At 61.7% G+C, this 17,423-nt stretch carries 15 protein-coding genes; 8 read left to right on the forward strand and 7 right to left on the reverse strand.

Annotation, left to right across the window (positions count from 1 at the left end; genetic code table 11):
• Positions 1-63: 63 nt before the first annotated feature.
• From bioD to bioB, 5 genes are all read right to left on the reverse strand, one after another.
• Positions 64-744, reverse strand: a complete 681-nt coding sequence (bioD, locus tag J3P76_RS23225) for a dethiobiotin synthase (protein WP_434701283.1) — start codon at positions 742-744, stop codon at positions 64-66.
• Positions 741-1,553, reverse strand: coding sequence for a malonyl-ACP O-methyltransferase BioC (bioC, locus tag J3P76_RS23230; RefSeq protein WP_434609174.1), 813 nt, complete (start codon positions 1,551-1,553; stop codon positions 741-743). Before bioC ends, bioD begins: the two co-directional genes overlap by 4 nt.
• A complete protein-coding gene (locus tag J3P76_RS23235) occupies positions 1,546-2,277 on the reverse strand; it encodes an alpha/beta fold hydrolase (RefSeq protein WP_434649851.1) in 732 nt (243 codons plus the stop codon). The genes bioC and J3P76_RS23235 overlap by 8 nt, the downstream gene beginning before the upstream one ends.
• Positions 2,270-3,448 (reverse strand): 8-amino-7-oxononanoate synthase, encoded by a 1,179-nt coding sequence (gene bioF, locus J3P76_RS23240; protein WP_434675475.1) that lies wholly within the window; start codon positions 3,446-3,448, stop codon positions 2,270-2,272. The genes J3P76_RS23235 and bioF overlap by 8 nt, the downstream gene beginning before the upstream one ends.
• 161 nt (positions 3,449-3,609) lie before the next feature.
• Positions 3,610-4,665 (reverse strand): biotin synthase BioB, encoded by a 1,056-nt coding sequence (gene bioB, locus J3P76_RS23245; RefSeq protein WP_434701284.1) that lies wholly within the window; start codon positions 4,663-4,665, stop codon positions 3,610-3,612.
• 92 nt (positions 4,666-4,757) lie between these two features.
• Between bioB and J3P76_RS23250 the strand changes: the two genes are divergently transcribed.
• The 5 genes from J3P76_RS23250 to rarD all read left to right on the forward strand — a co-directional run bounded on the left by J3P76_RS23250 (position 4,758) and on the right by rarD (position 10,400).
• Positions 4,758-5,498 carry a double zinc ribbon domain-containing protein gene (locus J3P76_RS23250; RefSeq protein ID WP_434609168.1) on the forward strand — a complete coding sequence of 247 codons (741 nt, stop codon included), beginning with the start codon at positions 4,758-4,760 and terminating at the stop codon, positions 5,496-5,498.
• A gap of 55 nt (positions 5,499-5,553) precedes the next feature.
• On the forward strand, positions 5,554-6,318 hold the full coding sequence (locus J3P76_RS23255) for a TOBE domain-containing protein (RefSeq protein WP_434701285.1): 765 nt from the start codon (positions 5,554-5,556) through the stop codon (positions 6,316-6,318).
• A 67-nt stretch (positions 6,319-6,385) separates the two neighbouring features.
• Positions 6,386-8,287 carry a PhoX family protein gene (locus J3P76_RS23260; RefSeq protein ID WP_434701286.1) on the forward strand — a complete coding sequence of 634 codons (1,902 nt, stop codon included), beginning with the start codon at positions 6,386-6,388 and terminating at the stop codon, positions 8,285-8,287.
• 129 nt (positions 8,288-8,416) lie between these two features.
• Positions 8,417-9,391 carry a serine/threonine protein kinase gene (locus J3P76_RS23265; protein ID WP_434701287.1) on the forward strand — a complete coding sequence of 325 codons (975 nt, stop codon included), beginning with the start codon at positions 8,417-8,419 and terminating at the stop codon, positions 9,389-9,391.
• 121 nt (positions 9,392-9,512) lie between these two features.
• The gene (gene rarD, locus J3P76_RS23270) at positions 9,513-10,400 is read left to right on the forward strand and encodes an EamA family transporter RarD (protein ID WP_434701288.1); all 888 of its coding nucleotides are present in this window, start codon (positions 9,513-9,515) and stop codon (positions 10,398-10,400) included.
• A 217-nt stretch (positions 10,401-10,617) separates the two neighbouring features.
• On the opposite strand, the gene J3P76_RS23275 is transcribed toward rarD, so the two are convergent.
• Complete coding sequence (locus tag J3P76_RS23275; protein WP_420764915.1) at positions 10,618-11,136, reverse strand: glycine cleavage system protein R; 519 nt, start codon at positions 11,134-11,136, stop codon at positions 10,618-10,620.
• 438 nt (positions 11,137-11,574) lie between these two features.
• Between J3P76_RS23275 and J3P76_RS23280 the strand changes: the two genes are divergently transcribed.
• Entirely contained in the window at positions 11,575-13,752 is a 2,178-nt protein-coding gene (locus J3P76_RS23280) for a malate synthase G (protein ID WP_434701289.1), read from the forward strand.
• Positions 13,753-13,971: 219 nt separating this feature from the next.
• Here J3P76_RS23280 and J3P76_RS23285 read toward each other — a convergent pair whose 3' ends face one another.
• A complete protein-coding gene (locus J3P76_RS23285) occupies positions 13,972-14,418 on the reverse strand; it encodes a response regulator (protein WP_060740319.1) in 447 nt (148 codons plus the stop codon).
• A 259-nt stretch (positions 14,419-14,677) separates the two neighbouring features.
• Here J3P76_RS23285 and J3P76_RS23290 point away from each other — a divergent pair, with 259 nt between their 5' ends.
• On the forward strand, positions 14,678-16,612 hold the full coding sequence (locus J3P76_RS23290; protein ID WP_434702051.1) for a putative nucleotidyltransferase substrate binding domain-containing protein: 1,935 nt from the start codon (positions 14,678-14,680) through the stop codon (positions 16,610-16,612).
• Complete coding sequence (locus J3P76_RS23295) at positions 16,609-17,316, forward strand: 3'-5' exonuclease (RefSeq protein WP_434609160.1); 708 nt, start codon at positions 16,609-16,611, stop codon at positions 17,314-17,316. Before J3P76_RS23290 ends, J3P76_RS23295 begins: the two co-directional genes overlap by 4 nt.
• The last annotated feature ends 107 nt before the right edge of the window (positions 17,317-17,423 follow it).

Below are 17,423 nucleotides of genomic sequence, written 5' to 3' on the forward strand. Positions count from 1 at the left end.
AAAAGGCCCGACAAAAACACTAATGGCACAGTGCCTTGTCATAGGCAAAACCTTGGCAAGTCGTCAGTCCAACAGGTCCATCTGCAGGTGCCCGGCCACAGCCTCGGCGGTTACGCTCTGGATCCGCGCCACCCTGCCCAGGCAAGGCGCCGGGAGGCGCTCGGCCAGGGTTGCCAGGTTTTCTTCCAGGCGTGAGGTGGCCGGATCGATGATGTTCGCCACCCAACCGGCCAGTTGCAAGCCGTCGCGGGCGATTGCTTCGGCGGTCAACAAGGCGTGGCTGATGCAGCCCAGGCGCACGCCCACCACCAGGATAACGGGCAAGCCCAGCGCAATCGCCAGGTCGGACAGATTGTCCTGGCCGGCCAGCGGCACGCGCCAACCGCCCGCGCCCTCGATCAGAGTGAAATCGGCGCCCAGCGCCAGCACTTCACGCATCGGCCCCAGCAGCGACTGCACCGTGAGCGCGACGCCCGCCTCCCGGGCGGCGAGGTGCGGCGCAATGGCTGGTTCGAACGCCACCGGATTGACCTGTGCATAACTCAACGGCACCGAGCATTCGGCCAACAAGGCCAAGGCATCGGCGTTGCGCAGCCCTTTGGGCGTCACGTCGCAACCGGAAGCCACCGGTTTTCCGGCGGCCGTGCTCAGGCCGGCCTGGCGCGCCGCGTGCAGCAGGCCCGCCGCCACGGTGGTCTTGCCCACATCGGTATCGGTGCCGGTGATGAAATAAGCCTGGCTCATAGCGGTTTCTCCAACACGGCGTAGACCGCCTGGTAAGTCGCGGGCAGGCCCTGGACCTGGCGAAACTGTTCATAGGCTTCAACCAGCGCCAGGATCCGTGCCCTGCCCGTCAACCCACCGGGACGGCCGGGATTCAGATTATGGGCGCCCAATGCTTTCAATTCGTGGGTCAGGCTACGTACATCCGGGTAATGCAAGACGTGGGGCTGATTTTCCAGACTTAGGACGTTCAAACCACTGCTTGCGCATAACTGTCGATAAGTCTCGAAATCACGGAAACGGTTGACGTGTACCAAGCCATCCACCTGACGCCAACTGTCTCGCAGTTCGTACAACGTGCCGACACACAGACTAGTAAAGGCAAACAGTCCACCCGGCCTCAAAACACGATGGGCCTCGCGCAACACCGAGGCGAAATCATCGCACCACTGCACCGCGAGGCTGGAAAAAACCAAGTCGCAGCTCGCCGAGTGCAAAGGCAAACGCTCCGCATCCCCAGCGATAAAATGCGCAGCACCGCCCTGCGGGCGGGCATGGATGAGCATCCCCTCGGCGATATCCAGCGCCAGGCCCGCATCCTCGCCGAACCGCGCGCCCAGCGCTCGGGTGAAATAGCCCGTGCCGCAGCCCAGGTCCAACCAGCGCTGTGGATCGAGCGACGAAGGCAAGCGCCCGAGCAATTGCCCGCCTACATCGCGCTGTAGCTCGGCAACACTGTCATAACTGGCCGCCGCCCGGGAAAACGAGGCCGCTACCTGACGTTTATCAGGCAAAGCACCCGGTAGCTTCACAACGGATAAGTCAGTCATCACCGGACTCATGCAAGAAAGCCTGGATCGCCCCCGCCACGCCGTGGGGATCCTCCAGCAGAAATCCGTGGCCGGCCTGTTCAATCAGGCCGATTTCGACATCCGGCAGCAACGCCAGCAACTCGCCCGCCGCTTCGGCCGGCACCAAGGCATCGAGCCCGGCAAACAAATGCAGCTGAGGACCGCGAAAGCCCTGCAACGCAGCCCGGGTATCGAGTTGCGCCAATAATTCGAGCCCGGCCATCAACACGTCAGGCGCGGTGTTCGGTGCACCGCCGAGCAGCAATCGCGACAACCCGCGTGGGTCGTCGCACCCTTGGGCGCACAGCAAACTGAAGCGCTTGAGCGTCTGGCGCGGATCGGCAACACACCCGGCAAGAAACCCATCGAATATTTCTGGGGCCATCGCCCCCGGCCATTGTTCATGGGCCACGAAAGACACATTACTGGCCAAGGTCAGCAAGCCGCAGCAGCGCTCGCCCCGGCGCGCGGCCAGTTCCGCGGCCAACATGCCGCCCAGGGACCAGCCTCCCAGCCAGGCATCCTGGGGCAACGCAGCATCCAACTCATCGAGCCAATCATCGAGCGCACTCGACGCCAAAGCGGGCAAGGGTTCGATTTCCACCTGCAAGTGCTCATCGAGCCCTCGCAGCGCAGCAGCCAACGGTTCGAGGGGCGAAGTACCCAGGCCCCATCCTGGCAACAAGATCAATCGATCACGCATGGTTTGGCTCCGGTCCCAGCCTTGCATAACAATCGGCCAATGCATCCAACAATAGCTGGACCTGGGCCTCGCTGTGGGCGGCGGTCAAGGTGACCCGCAGGCGGGCGCTACCGGCCGGCACGGTGGGCGGCCGGATCGCCGTGACCATCAGCCCGCGCTCGCGCAGCATCCGGGACAGCTCTATCGCCCGCCCCGCATCACCGATCAGGATGGGTTGGATCGGGGTGAAACTGTCCATCAAGCGCAAGCCGATCTGCTCGGCGCCCTGGCGGAACTGGCTGATCAACTGCCTCAGATGTTCTCGCCGCCAACGCTCACTGCGCAGCAGTTCAAGGCTCCGGAGCGTGGCGCAGGCCAAAGCGGGTGGCTGGCTGGTGGTGTAGATGTAGGGCCGGGCGAACTGGACCAGGCTTTCGATCAGTTCCTCACTGCCCGCCACAAAGGCGCCGGCGGTGCCAAACGCCTTGCCCAGTGTGCCGACCAGCACGGGCACGTCTTCCTGGCACATGCCGAAATGTTCGACGACACCGCCGCCGGTAACGCCCAGCGTGCCGAAGCCGTGGGCGTCATCGACCATCAGCCAGGCGCCCTTGGCCTTGGCTTCGCGGGCGAGCGCCGGCAAATCCGCGACATCCCCGTCCATGCTGAAAACACCATCGGTCACCACCAGCGTGTTGCCAATGGCTTTCTCCAAACGCTGGGCCAGGCTTCGGGCATCGTTGTGCAGATAACGATTGAAGCGCGCGCCGGATAACAGCCCGGCATCGAGCAACGAGGCGTGGTTGAGGCGATCCTCCAGCACGGTATCGCCCTGCCCCACCAAGGCAGTGACCGCGCCAAGGTTGGCCATGTAGCCGGTGGTGAACAGCAACGCCCGCGGCCGGCCGGTCAGCTCGGCCAGGGCTTCTTCCAAGGCGTGGTGAGGCGCGCTGTGGCCGACCACCAGGTGGGACGCTCCACCGCCGACGCCCCAGCGCGCTGCGCCGTCGCGCCAGGCCTCGATCACTTGCGGGTGATTGGCCAGGCCCAGGTAGTCGTTGTTGCAGAACGCCAACAACGGCTGGCCGTCCACTACGACTTCCGGGCCCTGGGGGCTCTCGAGCAGCGGTCGCTGGCGATATAGATTTTCGGCACGACGGGCAGCCAGGCGTGCGGCGAGATCGAAGGGCATGCAGGCCTCAACTGTCTATGGATTGGCCCAGGACCTTTTTGGTAGCGAGCCTGCTCGCGATTGCGGTGTACCAGTCGACATGAATGTTGAATGTTGCATCGCTATCGCGAGCAGGCTCGTTCCCACAGTGTCCTGCTTCCAATCAGGGAATTGGCGAGCGATCAAACAGCAGCGTTATAAAACTGCTCGCTGTTCTTGTGCTCTACCAGCGCCTGCTCGATGGCCGCCTGGTGGACTTCATCGGCGTGTTCTTCGCGGGCTTCCGGCTGGATGCCCAGGCGCGCGAACAGTTGCATGTCCTTGTCGGCCTGAGGGTTGGCGGTGGTCAACAGCTTGTCGCCGTAGAAAATCGAGTTGGCGCCGGCAAAAAATGCCAGGGCCTGCATTTGCTCGTTCATCGCTTCACGGCCGGCGGAAAGACGTACATGGGATTGGGGCATCATGATCCGCGCCACGGCGAGCATGCGGATGAAATCGAACGGATCGACGTCCTCGGCATTTTCCAGCGGCGTGCCGGCGACCTTGACCAGCATGTTGATCGGCACCGATTCCGGGTGCTCCGGCAGGTTTGCCAGTTGGATCAGCAGGTTGGCACGGTCGTCCAGGGATTCGCCCATGCCCAGGATGCCGCCGGAGCAGATTTTCATACCCGAATCCCGTACATAGGCCAGGGTCTGCAGGCGCTCGCTGTAGGTGCGGGTGGTGATGATGCTGCCGTAGAACTCAGGCGAGGTGTCCAGGTTGTGGTTGTAGTAATCCAGGCCAGCCTGGGCCAGCGCTTCGGTCTGCTCCTGGTCGAGGCGTCCGAGGGTCATGCAGGTTTCCAGCCCCATGGCCTTCACGCCCTTGACCATCTCCAGCACGTAAGGCATGTCCTTGGCCGACGGATGCTTCCACGCCGCGCCCATGCAGAATCGGGTCGAACCGATGGCCTTGGCGCGCGCCGCCTCTTCGAGGACCTTCTGCACTTCGAGCAATTTCTCTTTTTCCAGCCCGGTGTTGTAGTGGCCGGACTGCGGACAATATTTGCAATCTTCCGGGCAAGCGCCGGTTTTGATCGACAGCAGCGTGGAAACCTGGACGCGGTTGGCGTCGAAGTGCGCGCGGTGCACGGTCTGCGCCTGGAACAACAGATCATTGAATGGCTGGACAAAGAGTGCTTTGACTTCGGCCAAAGACCAGTCATGACGCAGGTTGGCAGTGGTGCTGGCGCTCATGGGCATTTCCTTGATTATGCTTGGCTGGCGCTTGGGGGAAATCGAATACCCACAGGCGCGACACGGATGTTCGGCATATTTAAGGAAGAGCCATGCGCTGTCAACCACGACACACAACATCGGTTTACATCTGGTTAAAAAACAAACAGACCTGTCTGCTGTGCGGCGAATCCACCGACACACCGCAACCCATCTGCACGCCGTGCGAAAGCGAGTTGCCCTGGCTCGGCGATCAATGCAGCGTCTGTGCGCTTCCGCTGCCGATGGCCGGGCTCCGCTGTGGACAATGCGCCACGCGACCGCCGGCCTTCGAACGGGTCGTGGCGCCATGGGTCTATGACTTTCCCGTGGACACGCTGGTCACCCGCTTCAAGCATCAGGCCAAGTGGCCGCTTGGCCGTTTGCTGGGCGAACTGTTGGCGCAGTCGGTCCAACATCATTTCGATGAAGGGCTGGAGCGACCCGATGCGCTGGTGCCGGTACCGCTGGCGGCTCGTCGACTGCGCCAACGCGGGTTCAACCAGGCGACATTGCTGGCCCGCTGGCTCAGCGGGCCGCTGCACATCCCTTGCGAAGAAAACCTGTTGCAGCGCATCCAGGACACGCCTGCACAACAAGCCCTCGATGCCCCGGCAAGACGTCGAAACCTGCGCCATGCCTTCGCCCTGACGCCCGACGCCACTTTGGCAAACCGTCACCTGGCGCTGGTGGACGATGTGCTCACCACAGGCGCGACGGCCCAGACGCTTGCGCATCTGCTACTCGAAGCCGGCGCCGCCCGGGTCGATGTGTATTGCCTGGCTCGCACGCCGAAACCCGGCGACCCGGCTTGACGCGCGGGCGCCGAGGCGCCAACGTCCTTGCTTCGATTCCCGCGCAGTTTCCGTCATGTCATTGCCTACGCTCCTGACCCAACACATCGTCCGCCGACCACAACGCATCGCGCTGTTGCAGCACATCGCCGAGCAGGGCTCGATCACCCGGGCTGCCAAGAGCGCCGGGCTGAGCTACAAAGCGGCATGGGACGCGATCGATGAGTTGAATAACCTGGCCGACAGGCCACTGGTCGAGCGCAGCGTTGGCGGCAAGGGCGGAGGCGGTGCAAAGCTGTCGGAGGAAGGCCAGCGCGTGCTGCGTCTTTACCAGCGCCTGCAAACCTTGCAGGCGCAGCTTCTGGAAGCGAGCGAGGACGCAGGCGACCTGGGCTTGCTCGGACGCCTGATGCTGCGCACCAGCGCCCGAAACCAATTGCATGGCAAGGTCCTCGATATCACCGCCCAGGGCCACAACGATCGTGTTCGCCTTGAACTGGCCCGCGGGCTGGTCATTGAAGCGCAGATCACTCATGACAGTACGCAGCGGTTGGAGCTGGAGACCGGCACCGAAGTCGTCGCGCTGATCAAGGCCGGCTGGCTGGAACTGTACCCCTCCGATCAGCCGGAGGATCCGCCGACCAATACGCTCCACGGCATCATCGAACACATCGCCATCGCCGAAGACGGCCCCAGCGAAGTGCGTATCGGTCTGCCCAACGGTCAGACCCTTTGCGCCCTCGCCGCCCCGTCTCAATTGGGCGAACGCAACCTGACCTGCGATTCGCCGGTGCAGGTGCGGTTTTCTTCGACAAATGTACTGCTGGGCACGCCGCTATAAAGCGCTGCAACAAAATCGTCATCGACCCGCTTTAAGGTGGCTGCCAAAACCAGCAGGGAGCCCGATGATGAGCCTATTAGAAGAAAACCAATCCACCGATCTGGAAAAGATCGTCGGCCTGAGCCGTCGACGTTTCATCGGCGCGGGTGCCCTGTGCGGCGCGGCGATGTTCCTGGGCGGCAACCTGCTGAGCCGCAGCGTCATGGCCGCCGCCGTGAGCGAAGGCAACAAAAGCATGCTGGGCTTCGACAGCATTGCCGCCGCGACGACCGACACCATTACCCTCCCACCAGGCTACAAGGCCTCGGTGTTGATCAGTTGGGGCCAGCCGCTACAGAAAAACGCCCCGGCTTTCGACCCCAGCGGCAACGGCACCGCCCGCGCCCAGGAAGTGCAGTTTGGCGACAACAACGACGGCATGAGCCTGTTCCCGTTCCCTGGCGACGAAAACCGGGCGCTGATGGCGATCAACAATGAGTACACCAACTACCGCTACCTCTTCCCCCACGGCGGCCAACCGCAGTCGGCCGAAGAAGTGCACAAGGCCCAGGCCAGCGAAGGCGTGTCGGTGATCGAGATCGAGCGTCGTCAAGGCCAATGGCAGTTCGTCCAGGACTCGCGCTACAACCGCAGGATTCATGGCAACACGCCGATTCGCCTGAGCGGCCCGGCTGCCGGTCACGACTGGGTGAAAACCCTCGCCGACAAGAGCGGCAAGAATGTGCTGGGGACCTTCCAGAACTGCGCCAACGGCATGACGCCATGGGGCACTTACCTGACCTGCGAAGAAAACTTCACTGACTGCTTCGGCAGCAGCCAGCCCGACCTGAAATTCGATGACGGTCAAAAGCGCTACGGCGCCACCGTCACCAGCCGCGAAATCAACTGGCACCTGCACGACCCTCGCTTCGATCTTGCAAAGAACCCCAACGAACTCAATCGCCATGGCTGGGTGGTGGAAATCGATCCGTTCGATCCGACATCCACGCCGGTGAAACGCACCGCCCTGGGCCGTTTCAAACACGAAAACGCCGCCCTGGCGCAGACCGATGATGGGCGAGCGGTTGTGTACATGGGCGATGACGAACGTGGCGAATTCATCTACAAGTTCGTCAGCCGTGATCGCATCGATCACCGCAATGCCAAGGCCAACCGCGACCTCCTCGACCACGGCACCTTGTACGTGGCGCGCTTCGATGCCGGGGACGGCAATCCGGACCACCCCAAAGGCAAGGGCCAGTGGATCGAGCTGACCCATGGCAAACATGGCCTGGACGCGGCAAAAGGCTTCAATGACCAGGCCGAAGTCCTGATCCATGCGCGACTGGCCGCCAGCGTCGTTGGCGCAACTCGCATGGACCGCCCAGAGTGGATCGTGGTAAGCCCCAAGGACGGCCAGGTCTATTGCACCTTGACCAACAACGCCAAGCGCGGCGAAGACGGCCAGCCGGTGGACGGGCCCAACCCGCGGGCGAAAAACGTCTACGGGCAGATCCTGCGCTGGCGCACCGACCGCGACGATCACGCCGCCAACACCTTCGACTGGGACCTGTTCGTGGTCGCCGGCAACCCGACGGTACACGCCGGCACGCCCAAGGCCGGATCGTCCAACGTCAATGCGCAAAATATGTTCAACAGCCCTGACGGCCTGGGTTTCGACAAGAGCGGGCGGCTGTGGATCCAGACCGACGGCGACTCCAGCAACACGGGGGACTTTGCGGGAATGGGCAACAACCAGATGCTGTGCGCCGACCCCAACAGCGGTGAGATTCGCCGCTTCATGGTCGGACCGGTGGGCTGTGAAGTCACCGGGATCAGTTTCGCCCCGGACTACAAGGCCATATTCGTCGGCATCCAGCATCCAGGCGAAAACGGTGGCTCGACGTTCCCCGAGCATCTGCCCAACGGCAAGCCACGCTCTTCGGTGATGGTGATTACCCGCGAAGACGGCGGCGTCATCGGCGCCTGACACTTTCGTGGCGGGGGAGCTTGCTTCCTCGCCACGAAGAGCGACCCAATGCCTACCGACCCATCATGACCGCTTTGCGCTACCATGCTGGGCCGGACGCGGCAGCCCTGCCGCTGCGCAGGAGTCAGCATGTCCCATCCGTTTGAAACCCTCACGCCCGACCTGGTCCTGGATGCCGTCGAAAGCATCGGCTTTCTCAGTGATGCCCGGGTGCTGGCCCTCAACAGCTACGAAAACCGCGTTTATCAAGTGGGCATCGAAGATGCAGAACCGCTGATCGCCAAGTTTTATCGTCCGCAGCGCTGGACCAACGAAGCCATCCTGGAAGAGCACCGCTTCACCTTCGAACTGGCTGATCACGAAGTGCCGGTGGTGGCACCGTTGGTTCACAACGGCGCCAGCCTGCATGAGCACGCAGGGTTTCGTTTCACCCTGTTTCCCCGTCGAGGTGGACGAGCGCCGGAGCCGGGCAATCTCGATCAGCTCTATCGCCTGGGCCAACTGCTCGGGCGCTTGCATGCGATCGGAGCCACCCGCCCGTTCGAGCACCGTGAAGCGCTGGGCGTGAAGAACTTCGGCCATGACTCGCTGGAGACGGTACTGCAAAGTGGTTTCGTCCCCACGAGCCTGCTACCCGCCTACGAGTCGGTGGCCAGGGATCTGCTCAAGCGTGTCGAAGAGGTCTACGCCGCCACGCCCCATCAGAACATCCGCATGCATGGCGATTGCCATCCCGGCAACATGATGTGCCGCGACGAGGTGTTCCACATCGTCGACCTGGACGACTGTCGCATGGGCCCGGCCGTGCAGGATCTATGGATGATGCTCGCCGGGGATCGCCAGGAGTGCCTGGGCCAGCTATCGGAATTAATGGACGGCTATCAGGAATTCCATGACTTCGAACCGCGCGAACTGGCACTGATCGAACCCCTGCGTGCCCTGCGCCTGATGCACTACAGCGCCTGGCTGGCCCGCCGCTGGGATGATCCGGCGTTTCCGCGAAGCTTCCCGTGGTTTGGCAGTGAGCGTTATTGGGGCGACCAGGTGTTGGCATTGCGCGAGCAATTGGCGGCGCTCAATGAAGAGCCGCTGAAGTTGTTCTGATTGGGCTGGGTTCCAAAGCCACTGAAAATCCCTGTGGGATCGGCAATGAAAGGTTCGCTGCACAACCAGACAAATCTCCTTACAATCAATTTTTTGTTAGCTGCCTAAGCAAGGATTCTGCATGCAAGCCGCCAACCCGCGTCGCGGGTACACCCTGGGCCTGAGCGCCTACATCATCTGGGGTCTGTTCCCGATTTATTTCAAAGCCATCGCCAGCGTCCCATCGGTGGAAATCATCATCCACCGAGTACTCTGGTCGGCCTTGTTCGGCGGGGCGTTGCTGATGGTCTGGAAACACCCTGGCTGGTGGCGCGAGTTGCGGGACAATCCGCGTCGCCTGGCTATTCTGGCCCTGAGCGGCACGCTCATCGCGGCCAATTGGCTGACCTATGTCTGGGCTGTGAATAATGGTCGAATGCTCGAAGCCAGCCTGGGCTACTACATCAATCCGCTGGTCAACGTGTTGCTGGGCATGTTGATCCTGGGTGAGCGGCTGCGGCGCATGCAGTGGGTGGCCGTAGGGCTGGCGGCGGTTGGCGTGGCCCAGCAGGTCTGGCAGGTGGGCAGCCTGCCGTGGGTATCGCTGGTGCTGGCGCTGACTTTTGGCTTCTACGGCTTGATCCGTAAGCAAGCACCAGTGAAGGCTTTGCCTGGGCTGGTGGTGGAAACATGGATGCTGGTGCCGATTGCCATCGCGTGGCTGCTGTTCAACCCGACTGCCACCAGTGCCCAGGCCGCGTTCTGGACCACGTCCGAAGCGTGGTGGCTGGTGGCGGCCGGCCCCGTGACGCTCGTGCCATTGGTGTGCTTCAACGCGGCGGCGCGACACCTGCCCTATACCACGCTGGGTTTCCTGCAATACATCGCCCCAACCCTCGTGCTGCTGCTCGCAGTGCTGCTGTTCGACGAGCACCTGTCCTCCAGCACGCTGATGGCGTTCCTGTTCATCTGGGCCGGTTTGGCTGTGTACAGCATCGATGCCGTGATCGGCATGCGCCGTCGCAGCTGATCAAAAAACGCACACACCTCTACAGGCCACGTTTTGCGTGGCCTGCGCTTATCCTTCCAAAGGTTATCCACAACGTGATCCCCGCCGTTTGTGCACAACCCCTTGAAAACTGGTGATTTTTTGATCATCGCTGGCTGAGGCCCGACGGGCCTGGGCTGGCGCCAGGTCTCTACAGGTTATCCACAGGCAGGCGCAGTTTTTCCTTGGATAACACCTGTCAGGTTTCGTCGCTGAATTTCAACTCAACCATCAATTCATCGGCCAGGGTTTCCAGGCATGCCTGCAGCGTGTCCAGCGACAAGGTCAACGGCACCCCAAGGATCGCCTCGGCATGGAACAGCAACTCGCTGCTCATCGGTGCCGGTCGCACCTGGGTGATCAAGCGCTCGACGTTCACGCCCTGCTCGCTCAGCAGACGAGTGATGTCGCGCACGATACCCGGACGGTCATTGCCCACCAATTCCATCGCGATAGGTTTCCAGGTGCATGATTCTTCGATCGCGTTCTCGGCGATCAGCACGCGAATGCCATGGGCCGACAGGCCTTGCAAGGCTTCGATCAATTCTTCATGGGACTCGGCCGGGGCACTGAGACGCAGGATTCCGGCAAACTGCCCGGCGAGGTGGGACATGCGGCTGTCCAGCCAGTTTCCGCCATGTTCGGCGATGCATTGGGCGATTCGCTCGACCTGCCCTGGTTTGTCCGGGGCGAAAACAGTAATGACGAGATGGTCCATGGCGCAGCCCTGTAATGGATGGAGAAGACAGTATAGGCAAGGCCCGCCCACAGCGCGGTCGGGGCATTTTCGGTTAATGTGTACAGTTATTGAGATTTATCTGGAACAATCCATCTGTTTTTTGAGAACATCCCATGCCGCGCAATGACTGTACTGCTTTAGTCGGTCGCAGAACGACGCAATTAGTCTAATTTTCACAAGCGCAAATGATCATGTAGTATTCCCCAGCGAGCACTACATAATCGCGGCAATCCTGTTGTACCGATGTCTGCTTAAGGCCAGTCGCACCCCTGAAAGCCCCGTCCAGCAAGGCTTAACAACCCAGCCGCCAGCGATGGCATGTACTGGTTCAGGGGTTTGTGGTTTAAATGTCCCGAGGCTTCATTGTCAAAATCGAAGAGCTGAAAAGCGAAATAGCTGAGCAGAGTGAGGCAAGCAATGACTGAACACGTTCAAGTCGGTGGCCTGCAGGTCGCCAAAGTCCTGTTCGACTTCGTTAATAACGAAGCCATTCCCGGAACCGGCCTCACCGCCGACGCATTCTGGGCCGGGGCCGACAAGGTCATCCATGACCTGGCTCCGAAGAACAAAGCCCTACTCGCCAAACGCGACGACTTCCAGGCACGGATCGACGCCTGGCACCAGGCCCGTGCCGGCCAGGCCCACGACGCCGTGGCTTACAAAGCCTTCCTGCAAGACATTGGATACCTGCTGCCAGAAGCGGCGGATTTCCAGGCCACGACTCAAAACGTCGATGACGAAATCGCCCGCATGGCCGGCCCACAACTGGTAGTGCCGGTGATGAACGCCCGCTTCGCCCTCAACGCCTCGAATGCCCGCTGGGGTTCGTTGTACGACGCGTTGTACGGCACCGACGCCATCAGCGAAGCCGATGGCGCGGAAAAAGGCAAAGGCTACAACAAGGTGCGCGGCGACAAGGTCATCGCCTTCGCCCGCGCATTCCTCGACGAAGCGGCCCCCCTGGCGGCCGGCTCCCATGTTGATTCCACTGCCTACAAGATCGTCGACGGCAAGCTGGTGGTGGCCCTCAAGGGCGGCGCCAACAGCGGCCTGCGCGACGACGCCCAACTGATCGGTTTCCAAGGCGATATGTCGGCGCCGAGCGCGGTGCTGCTGAAACACAACGGCCTGCACTTCGAGATCCAGATCGACGCCAGCACCCCCGTCGGCCAAACCGACGCCGCCGGTGTCAAAGACATCCTGATGGAAGCCGCGCTGACCACCATCATGGACTGCGAAGACTCGGTTGCCGCGGTCGATGCCGATGACAAAGTGGTGATCTACCGCAACTGGCTCGGCTTGATGAAAGGCGACCTGTCCGAGCAAGTCGCCAAGGGCGGCCAGACCTTCACCCGCACCATGAACCCCGACCGCGCCTACACCGCCGTCGACGGTTCGGGCTTGACGCTGCACGGTCGCTCGCTGCTGTTCGTGCGCAACGTCGGTCACCTGATGACCATCGACGCGATCCTGGACAAGGACGGCAACGAAGTGCCGGAAGGCATCATCGACGGGCTGGTCACCAGCCTCGCGGCGATCCACAGCCTCAACGGCAACACCTCGCGCCGCAACAGCCGCACCGGTTCGGTGTACATCGTCAAGCCGAAGATGCACGGCCCGGAAGAAGTGGCGTTCACCAACGAACTGTTCGGCCGCGTCGAAGACGTGTTGAACCTGCCGCGCAACACGCTCAAGGTCGGCATCATGGACGAGGAGCGCCGTACCACGGTCAACCTCAAGGCCTGCATCAAGGCTGCCAGCGAGCGCGTGGTGTTCATAAACACCGGCTTCCTGGACCGCACCGGCGACGAAATCCACACCTCCATGGAAGCCGGCCCGATGGTGCGCAAGGCCGACATGAAGGCCGAGAAGTGGATCGGCGCCTATGAAAACTGGAACGTCGACATCGGCTTGAGCACCGGCTTGCAAGGCCGCGCGCAAATCGGCAAGGGCATGTGGGCGATGCCGGACCTGATGGCAGCGATGCTCGAACAAAAGATCGCTCACCCGATGGCCGGCGCCAACACCGCCTGGGTTCCGTCGCCGACCGCCGCCGCGCTGCATGCGCTGCACTACCACAAGGTCGACGTGTTCGCCCGCCAGGCCGAACTGGCCAAGCGTGCGCGCGCCTCGGTTGACGACATCCTGACCATCCCACTGGCCGTCAACCCGAACTGGACGGCAGAGCAGATCAAACACGAACTGGACAACAACGCCCAGGGCATCCTTGGCTACGTGGTGCGCTGGATCGACCAGGGTGTCGGCTGCTCCAAGGTGCCGGACATCAATGACATCGGCCTGATGGAAGACCGCGCGACGCTGCGCATTTCCAGCCAGCACATCGCCAACTGGTTGCGCCACGGCATCGTCACGCAAGAGCAGGTGATGGAAAGCCTCAAGCGCATGGCACCGGTCGTGGACCGCCAGAACGCCAGCGACCCGCTGTACCGCCCGCTGGCGCCGGACTTCGACAGCAACATCGCCTTCCAGGCGGCGGTCGAGCTGGTGATCGAAGGCACCCGGCAACCAAACGGCTACACCGAGCCGGTGCTGCACCGTCGCCGACGCGAGTTCAAGGCCGCCAATGGGCTGTGATTGAGCGGTAGATAGCAATGAAAAAGCCCTGGCCGAAAGACCAGGGCTTTTTCATTTGCGATCACTAACTGCTTTTGTGGCGAGGGCGCTTGCTCCCGCTGGGGTGCGCAGCAGCCCTTCTTTTCAGCTATTTTGAAACCTTATCTGCGGACTTGCGACTGCTGCGCAGTCGAGCGGGAGCAAGCGCCCTCGCCACAAAAAACCAGCCAGTACAGCGGTCTAGAGATCCATCCCCAACTCATGCTTGACCAGCCCCAGCAGCTTGTCGGTATCGATCGGCTTGAGCAGGAAATCCACCACGCTCAAGTGCATCGCCTCGATGGCATCCTTCACGTCGGCGTCGCCGGACACAATGATGATCGGCAGCGCCGCACGCTCCGACTCGCGCACCAGGCGCACCAGCTCAAGGCCATCGACATTGCCCATGCGCAGGTCCGTGATCAGAAGGCCGATGGACGGCTTGGTCTCCAACATCTTGAGCGCGGTTTCGCCACTCGCGGCGGTCATGCAGTGGATGCCGTCCAATGCCAGGATTTCCGACAACAGCTCGCGGGCGTCCTTGTCGTCATCGACGATCAACACACGCTGCGGCGGCAGGTCGGGTTCCAGCATGACGGCACTCAGCGCCTCGCGCTCGGCGTCACTCAAAATATCGTGGTCGGACATGGTGCTCTCTACGTTCCTTGAATCGATCCCTTGGCACAGTGGTCAGACATCGTTCTGCGGCGCTTCAATGTGCACTTCGTCGGATTTTTTTCCAAGAGTCTTCCCTGAAGAATTTTCCGAGGCGAGGCGTGGGATATTTCCGTAGTTCCGGCTCTATCGTGGCGACCTAGACTTACGTCCAATGGGCACTCCACGTCCAGAGGCCGACCATGGCGAACAGATCCGACCACAACAATTCGAAAAAGATTGCGCAATGGTTATGAAAAAAGCGGACGCCTTCATCCAGGCAGGGAAAACCGCCGTGTTGCAGAACATTCAGGGGACGTTGCAATTCCTCCAGCGCTTCCCCCCGTTCAACCAGATGGAAAACGCCCACCTGGCCTATCTGGTGGAGCAATGCCTGCTGCGCTTCTACGCGCCGGGCGAAACGATCATCAAGCCGGCCGACGGCCCGGTGGAACACTTCTATATCGTCAAGCAGGGCCGGGTGGTGGGCGAGCGTCCCCATTCGGCGAAGGGCGGCACCGAGACCACTTTTGAAATCACCACGGGCGAATGCTTCCCCCTCGCCGCCCTGTTGGGTGAGCGCGCTACCCGCACCGAGCATCGGGCCGGTGAAGATACGTTCTGTCTGCAACTGAACAAGTTGGCGTTCATCAAGCTGTTTGCCTTGTCCGGCCCGTTTCGCGACTTTGCCTTGCGCGGCGTCAGCAGCCTGCTCGACCTGGTCAACCAGCAAGTGCAGCAAAAATCTGCCCAGACGCTGGGCACGCAATATTCGCTGAACACCCGCCTGGGCGAGCTGGCGATGCGTCATCCGGTCAGTTGTTCACCTGAAACACCGTTGCGCGAAGCCGTCAAACTCATGCATGAGCAACAAGTCGGCAGCATCGTCGTGGTGAACGAACAGAAAGCGCCGGTAGGCATTTTCACCCTGCGCGACCTGCGTCAGGTCGTGGCCGACGGTACCGGGGATTTTTCCGAGTCGATTGCGATGCACATGACTCAGGCGCCGTTTTTCCTGTCACCGGAGCACAGCGCCTTCGATGCCGCCATTGCCATGACCGAGCGTCATATTGCCCATGTCTGCCTGGTCAAGGAGCATCGCCTGTGTGGCGTGGTGTCGGAACGGGATCTGTTTTCCTTGCAACGCGTCGACCTGGTGCATCTGGCGCGCACGATTCGTAATGCCCCTCGTGTGGAAAACCTGGTCACCCTGCGCGGAGAGATCGGCCAACTGGTGGAGCGCATGCTGGCCCACGGCGCGTCGTCGACCCAGATTACCCATATCATCACCTTGCTCAACGACCACACCGTGTGCCGGGTCATCGAACTGACCCTGGCCGATAAAGGCGACCCAGGCGTGCCCTTCAGTTGGCTGTGTTTCGGCAGCGAAGGCCGCCGCGAGCAGACCCTTCATACCGACCAGGACAACGGCATCCTGTTCGAAGCCCGGGACGCCGCCCACGCCGCGCAGATCCGTGGCCTGCTGTTGCCCATCGCCCAACAGGTCAACCAGAGCCTGGCGCTGTGCGGTTTCACCTTGTGCAAAGGCAACATCATGGCGGGCAACCCCGAGCTGTGCCTGTCCCGCGCGGAATGGGCGCGTCGCTTCGCGGCCTTCATCCGCGAAGCGACGCCGGAGAACCTGCTGGGCTCAAGCATCTATTTCGACCTGCGAGTGGTCTGGGGAGATGAACAAAGCTGCGAGCAACTGCGCCAGCAGATTCTCGATCAAGTGGCCGACAACCGATTGTTCCAGCGCATGATGGCCGAAAACGCTCTTCGCCACCGGCCGCCTGTTGGACGCTTCAGGGACTTTGTGCTGACCCGCAAGAACGGCGAAAAAGCCACCCTCGACTTGAAGGTACAAGGGCTGACGCCTTTCGTCGACGGCGCGCGACTGCTGGCCCTGGCCAATGGCATCGAAGCCAACAATACCCTGGAGCGCTTGCGGCAACTGGTGGTCAAGGAAGTCATCGAGCCGCTTGATGGCGCCGCTTATGAAGAGGCCTATCACTTCATCCAGCAGACCCGGATGCAACAACACCAATTGCAGACCCGGGAGAACCTTCCCTACTCCAACCGCGTCGATCCAGAGAGCCTCAACCACCTGGACCGGCGGATCCTGCGCGAATCTCTGCGCCAGGCCCAACGTCTGCAAAGCAGCCTGACGTTGAGGTATCAGCTGTGAGCCTGTTTTCCTGGCTGCGTCCGGTCCAGCCGACGTTGTCGCAGGATTTGCAACAGCGCCTGGAAGCCCTGCCCGCGGCAGCACAACTGAATGAATGCAGCCTGCGGGAACAGCGTTGGGTCGTGGTCGATCTGGAAACCACCGGCCTGAACCTGAACAAAGACCAAGTGTTGTCCATCGGTGCGGTGGTGATAGAAGACGGCGCCATCGACTTCAGCCAGCAGTTCGAGCGGACGTTGCAATGCGACAAACAAAAACTCGGGCCAAGCGTGTTGATACACGGGTTGGCGCCAAGCGCCATCGCCGCCGGCAGCGACCCGGCCGACGCGCTGCTGGCGTTCATGGAGTTCGTCGGCGACAGCCCACTGCTGGCGTTTCATGCGCCTTTCGACAGTCACATGCTCGGACGAGCGTTGAAGGAATACCTGGGCTATCGCTTGCAGCACCCCTTCATCGACGTGGCGGACCTGGCCCCGATGCTTTGCCCACAGGCTCATATCCGCCAAGGAGGCCTGGACGACTGGATCGACTGGTTCAAGTTGCAAGTCTTCGATCGCCACAACGCCAGCGCCGACGCCCTGGCCACCGCGGAGCTGGCGCTGATCCTGTTCAGCCGCGCCCGCCAGAAGGATATCCACAGCCCGCTCGACCTGCAGCAACGCCTGGGCCAATGGAAACGGCGGCAGCAGGCGCCTTCGCTTTAATCCAAGACCCGAGCGCTCGGGAGCTTTTGTGGGAGCAAGCTTGCTCGCGATGGCGCAGTGTCAGTGGACCTCAATGCCACTGCCCCACCGTTATCGGGAGCAGGGTC

The sequence above is a fragment of the Pseudomonas sp. D1-36 genome, assembly GCF_051132205.1.
Taxonomy (GTDB): Bacteria; Pseudomonadota; Gammaproteobacteria; order Pseudomonadales; family Pseudomonadaceae; genus Aquipseudomonas.

Coding starts and splice junctions, on each gene's coding strand:
- J3P76_RS23275 (WP_420764915.1), bottom strand. CDS start 11,136: ATGGACCATCTCGTCATTACTGTTTTCGCCCCGGACAAACCAGGGCAG.
- J3P76_RS23280 (WP_434701289.1), top strand. CDS start 11,575: ATGACTGAACACGTTCAAGTCGGTGGCCTGCAGGTCGCCAAAGTCCTG.
- J3P76_RS23290 (WP_434702051.1), top strand. CDS start 14,678: ATGAAAAAAGCGGACGCCTTCATCCAGGCAGGGAAAACCGCCGTGTTG.
- rarD (WP_434701288.1), top strand. CDS start 9,513: ATGCAAGCCGCCAACCCGCGTCGCGGGTACACCCTGGGCCTGAGCGCC.
- J3P76_RS23285 (WP_060740319.1), bottom strand. CDS start 14,418: ATGTCCGACCACGATATTTTGAGTGACGCCGAGCGCGAGGCGCTGAGT.
- J3P76_RS23235 (WP_434649851.1), bottom strand. CDS start 2,277: ATGCGTGATCGATTGATCTTGTTGCCAGGATGGGGCCTGGGTACTTCG.
- bioD (WP_434701283.1), bottom strand. CDS start 744: ATGAGCCAGGCTTATTTCATCACCGGCACCGATACCGATGTGGGCAAG.
- bioF (WP_434675475.1), bottom strand. CDS start 3,448: ATGCCCTTCGATCTCGCCGCACGCCTGGCTGCCCGTCGTGCCGAAAAT.
- J3P76_RS23260 (WP_434701286.1), top strand. CDS start 6,386: ATGAGCCTATTAGAAGAAAACCAATCCACCGATCTGGAAAAGATCGTC.
- J3P76_RS23265 (WP_434701287.1), top strand. CDS start 8,417: ATGTCCCATCCGTTTGAAACCCTCACGCCCGACCTGGTCCTGGATGCC.
- J3P76_RS23250 (WP_434609168.1), top strand. CDS start 4,758: ATGCGCTGTCAACCACGACACACAACATCGGTTTACATCTGGTTAAAA.
- J3P76_RS23255 (WP_434701285.1), top strand. CDS start 5,554: ATGTCATTGCCTACGCTCCTGACCCAACACATCGTCCGCCGACCACAA.
- bioC (WP_434609174.1), bottom strand. CDS start 1,553: ATGACTGACTTATCCGTTGTGAAGCTACCGGGTGCTTTGCCTGATAAA.
- bioB (WP_434701284.1), bottom strand. CDS start 4,665: ATGAGCGCCAGCACCACTGCCAACCTGCGTCATGACTGGTCTTTGGCC.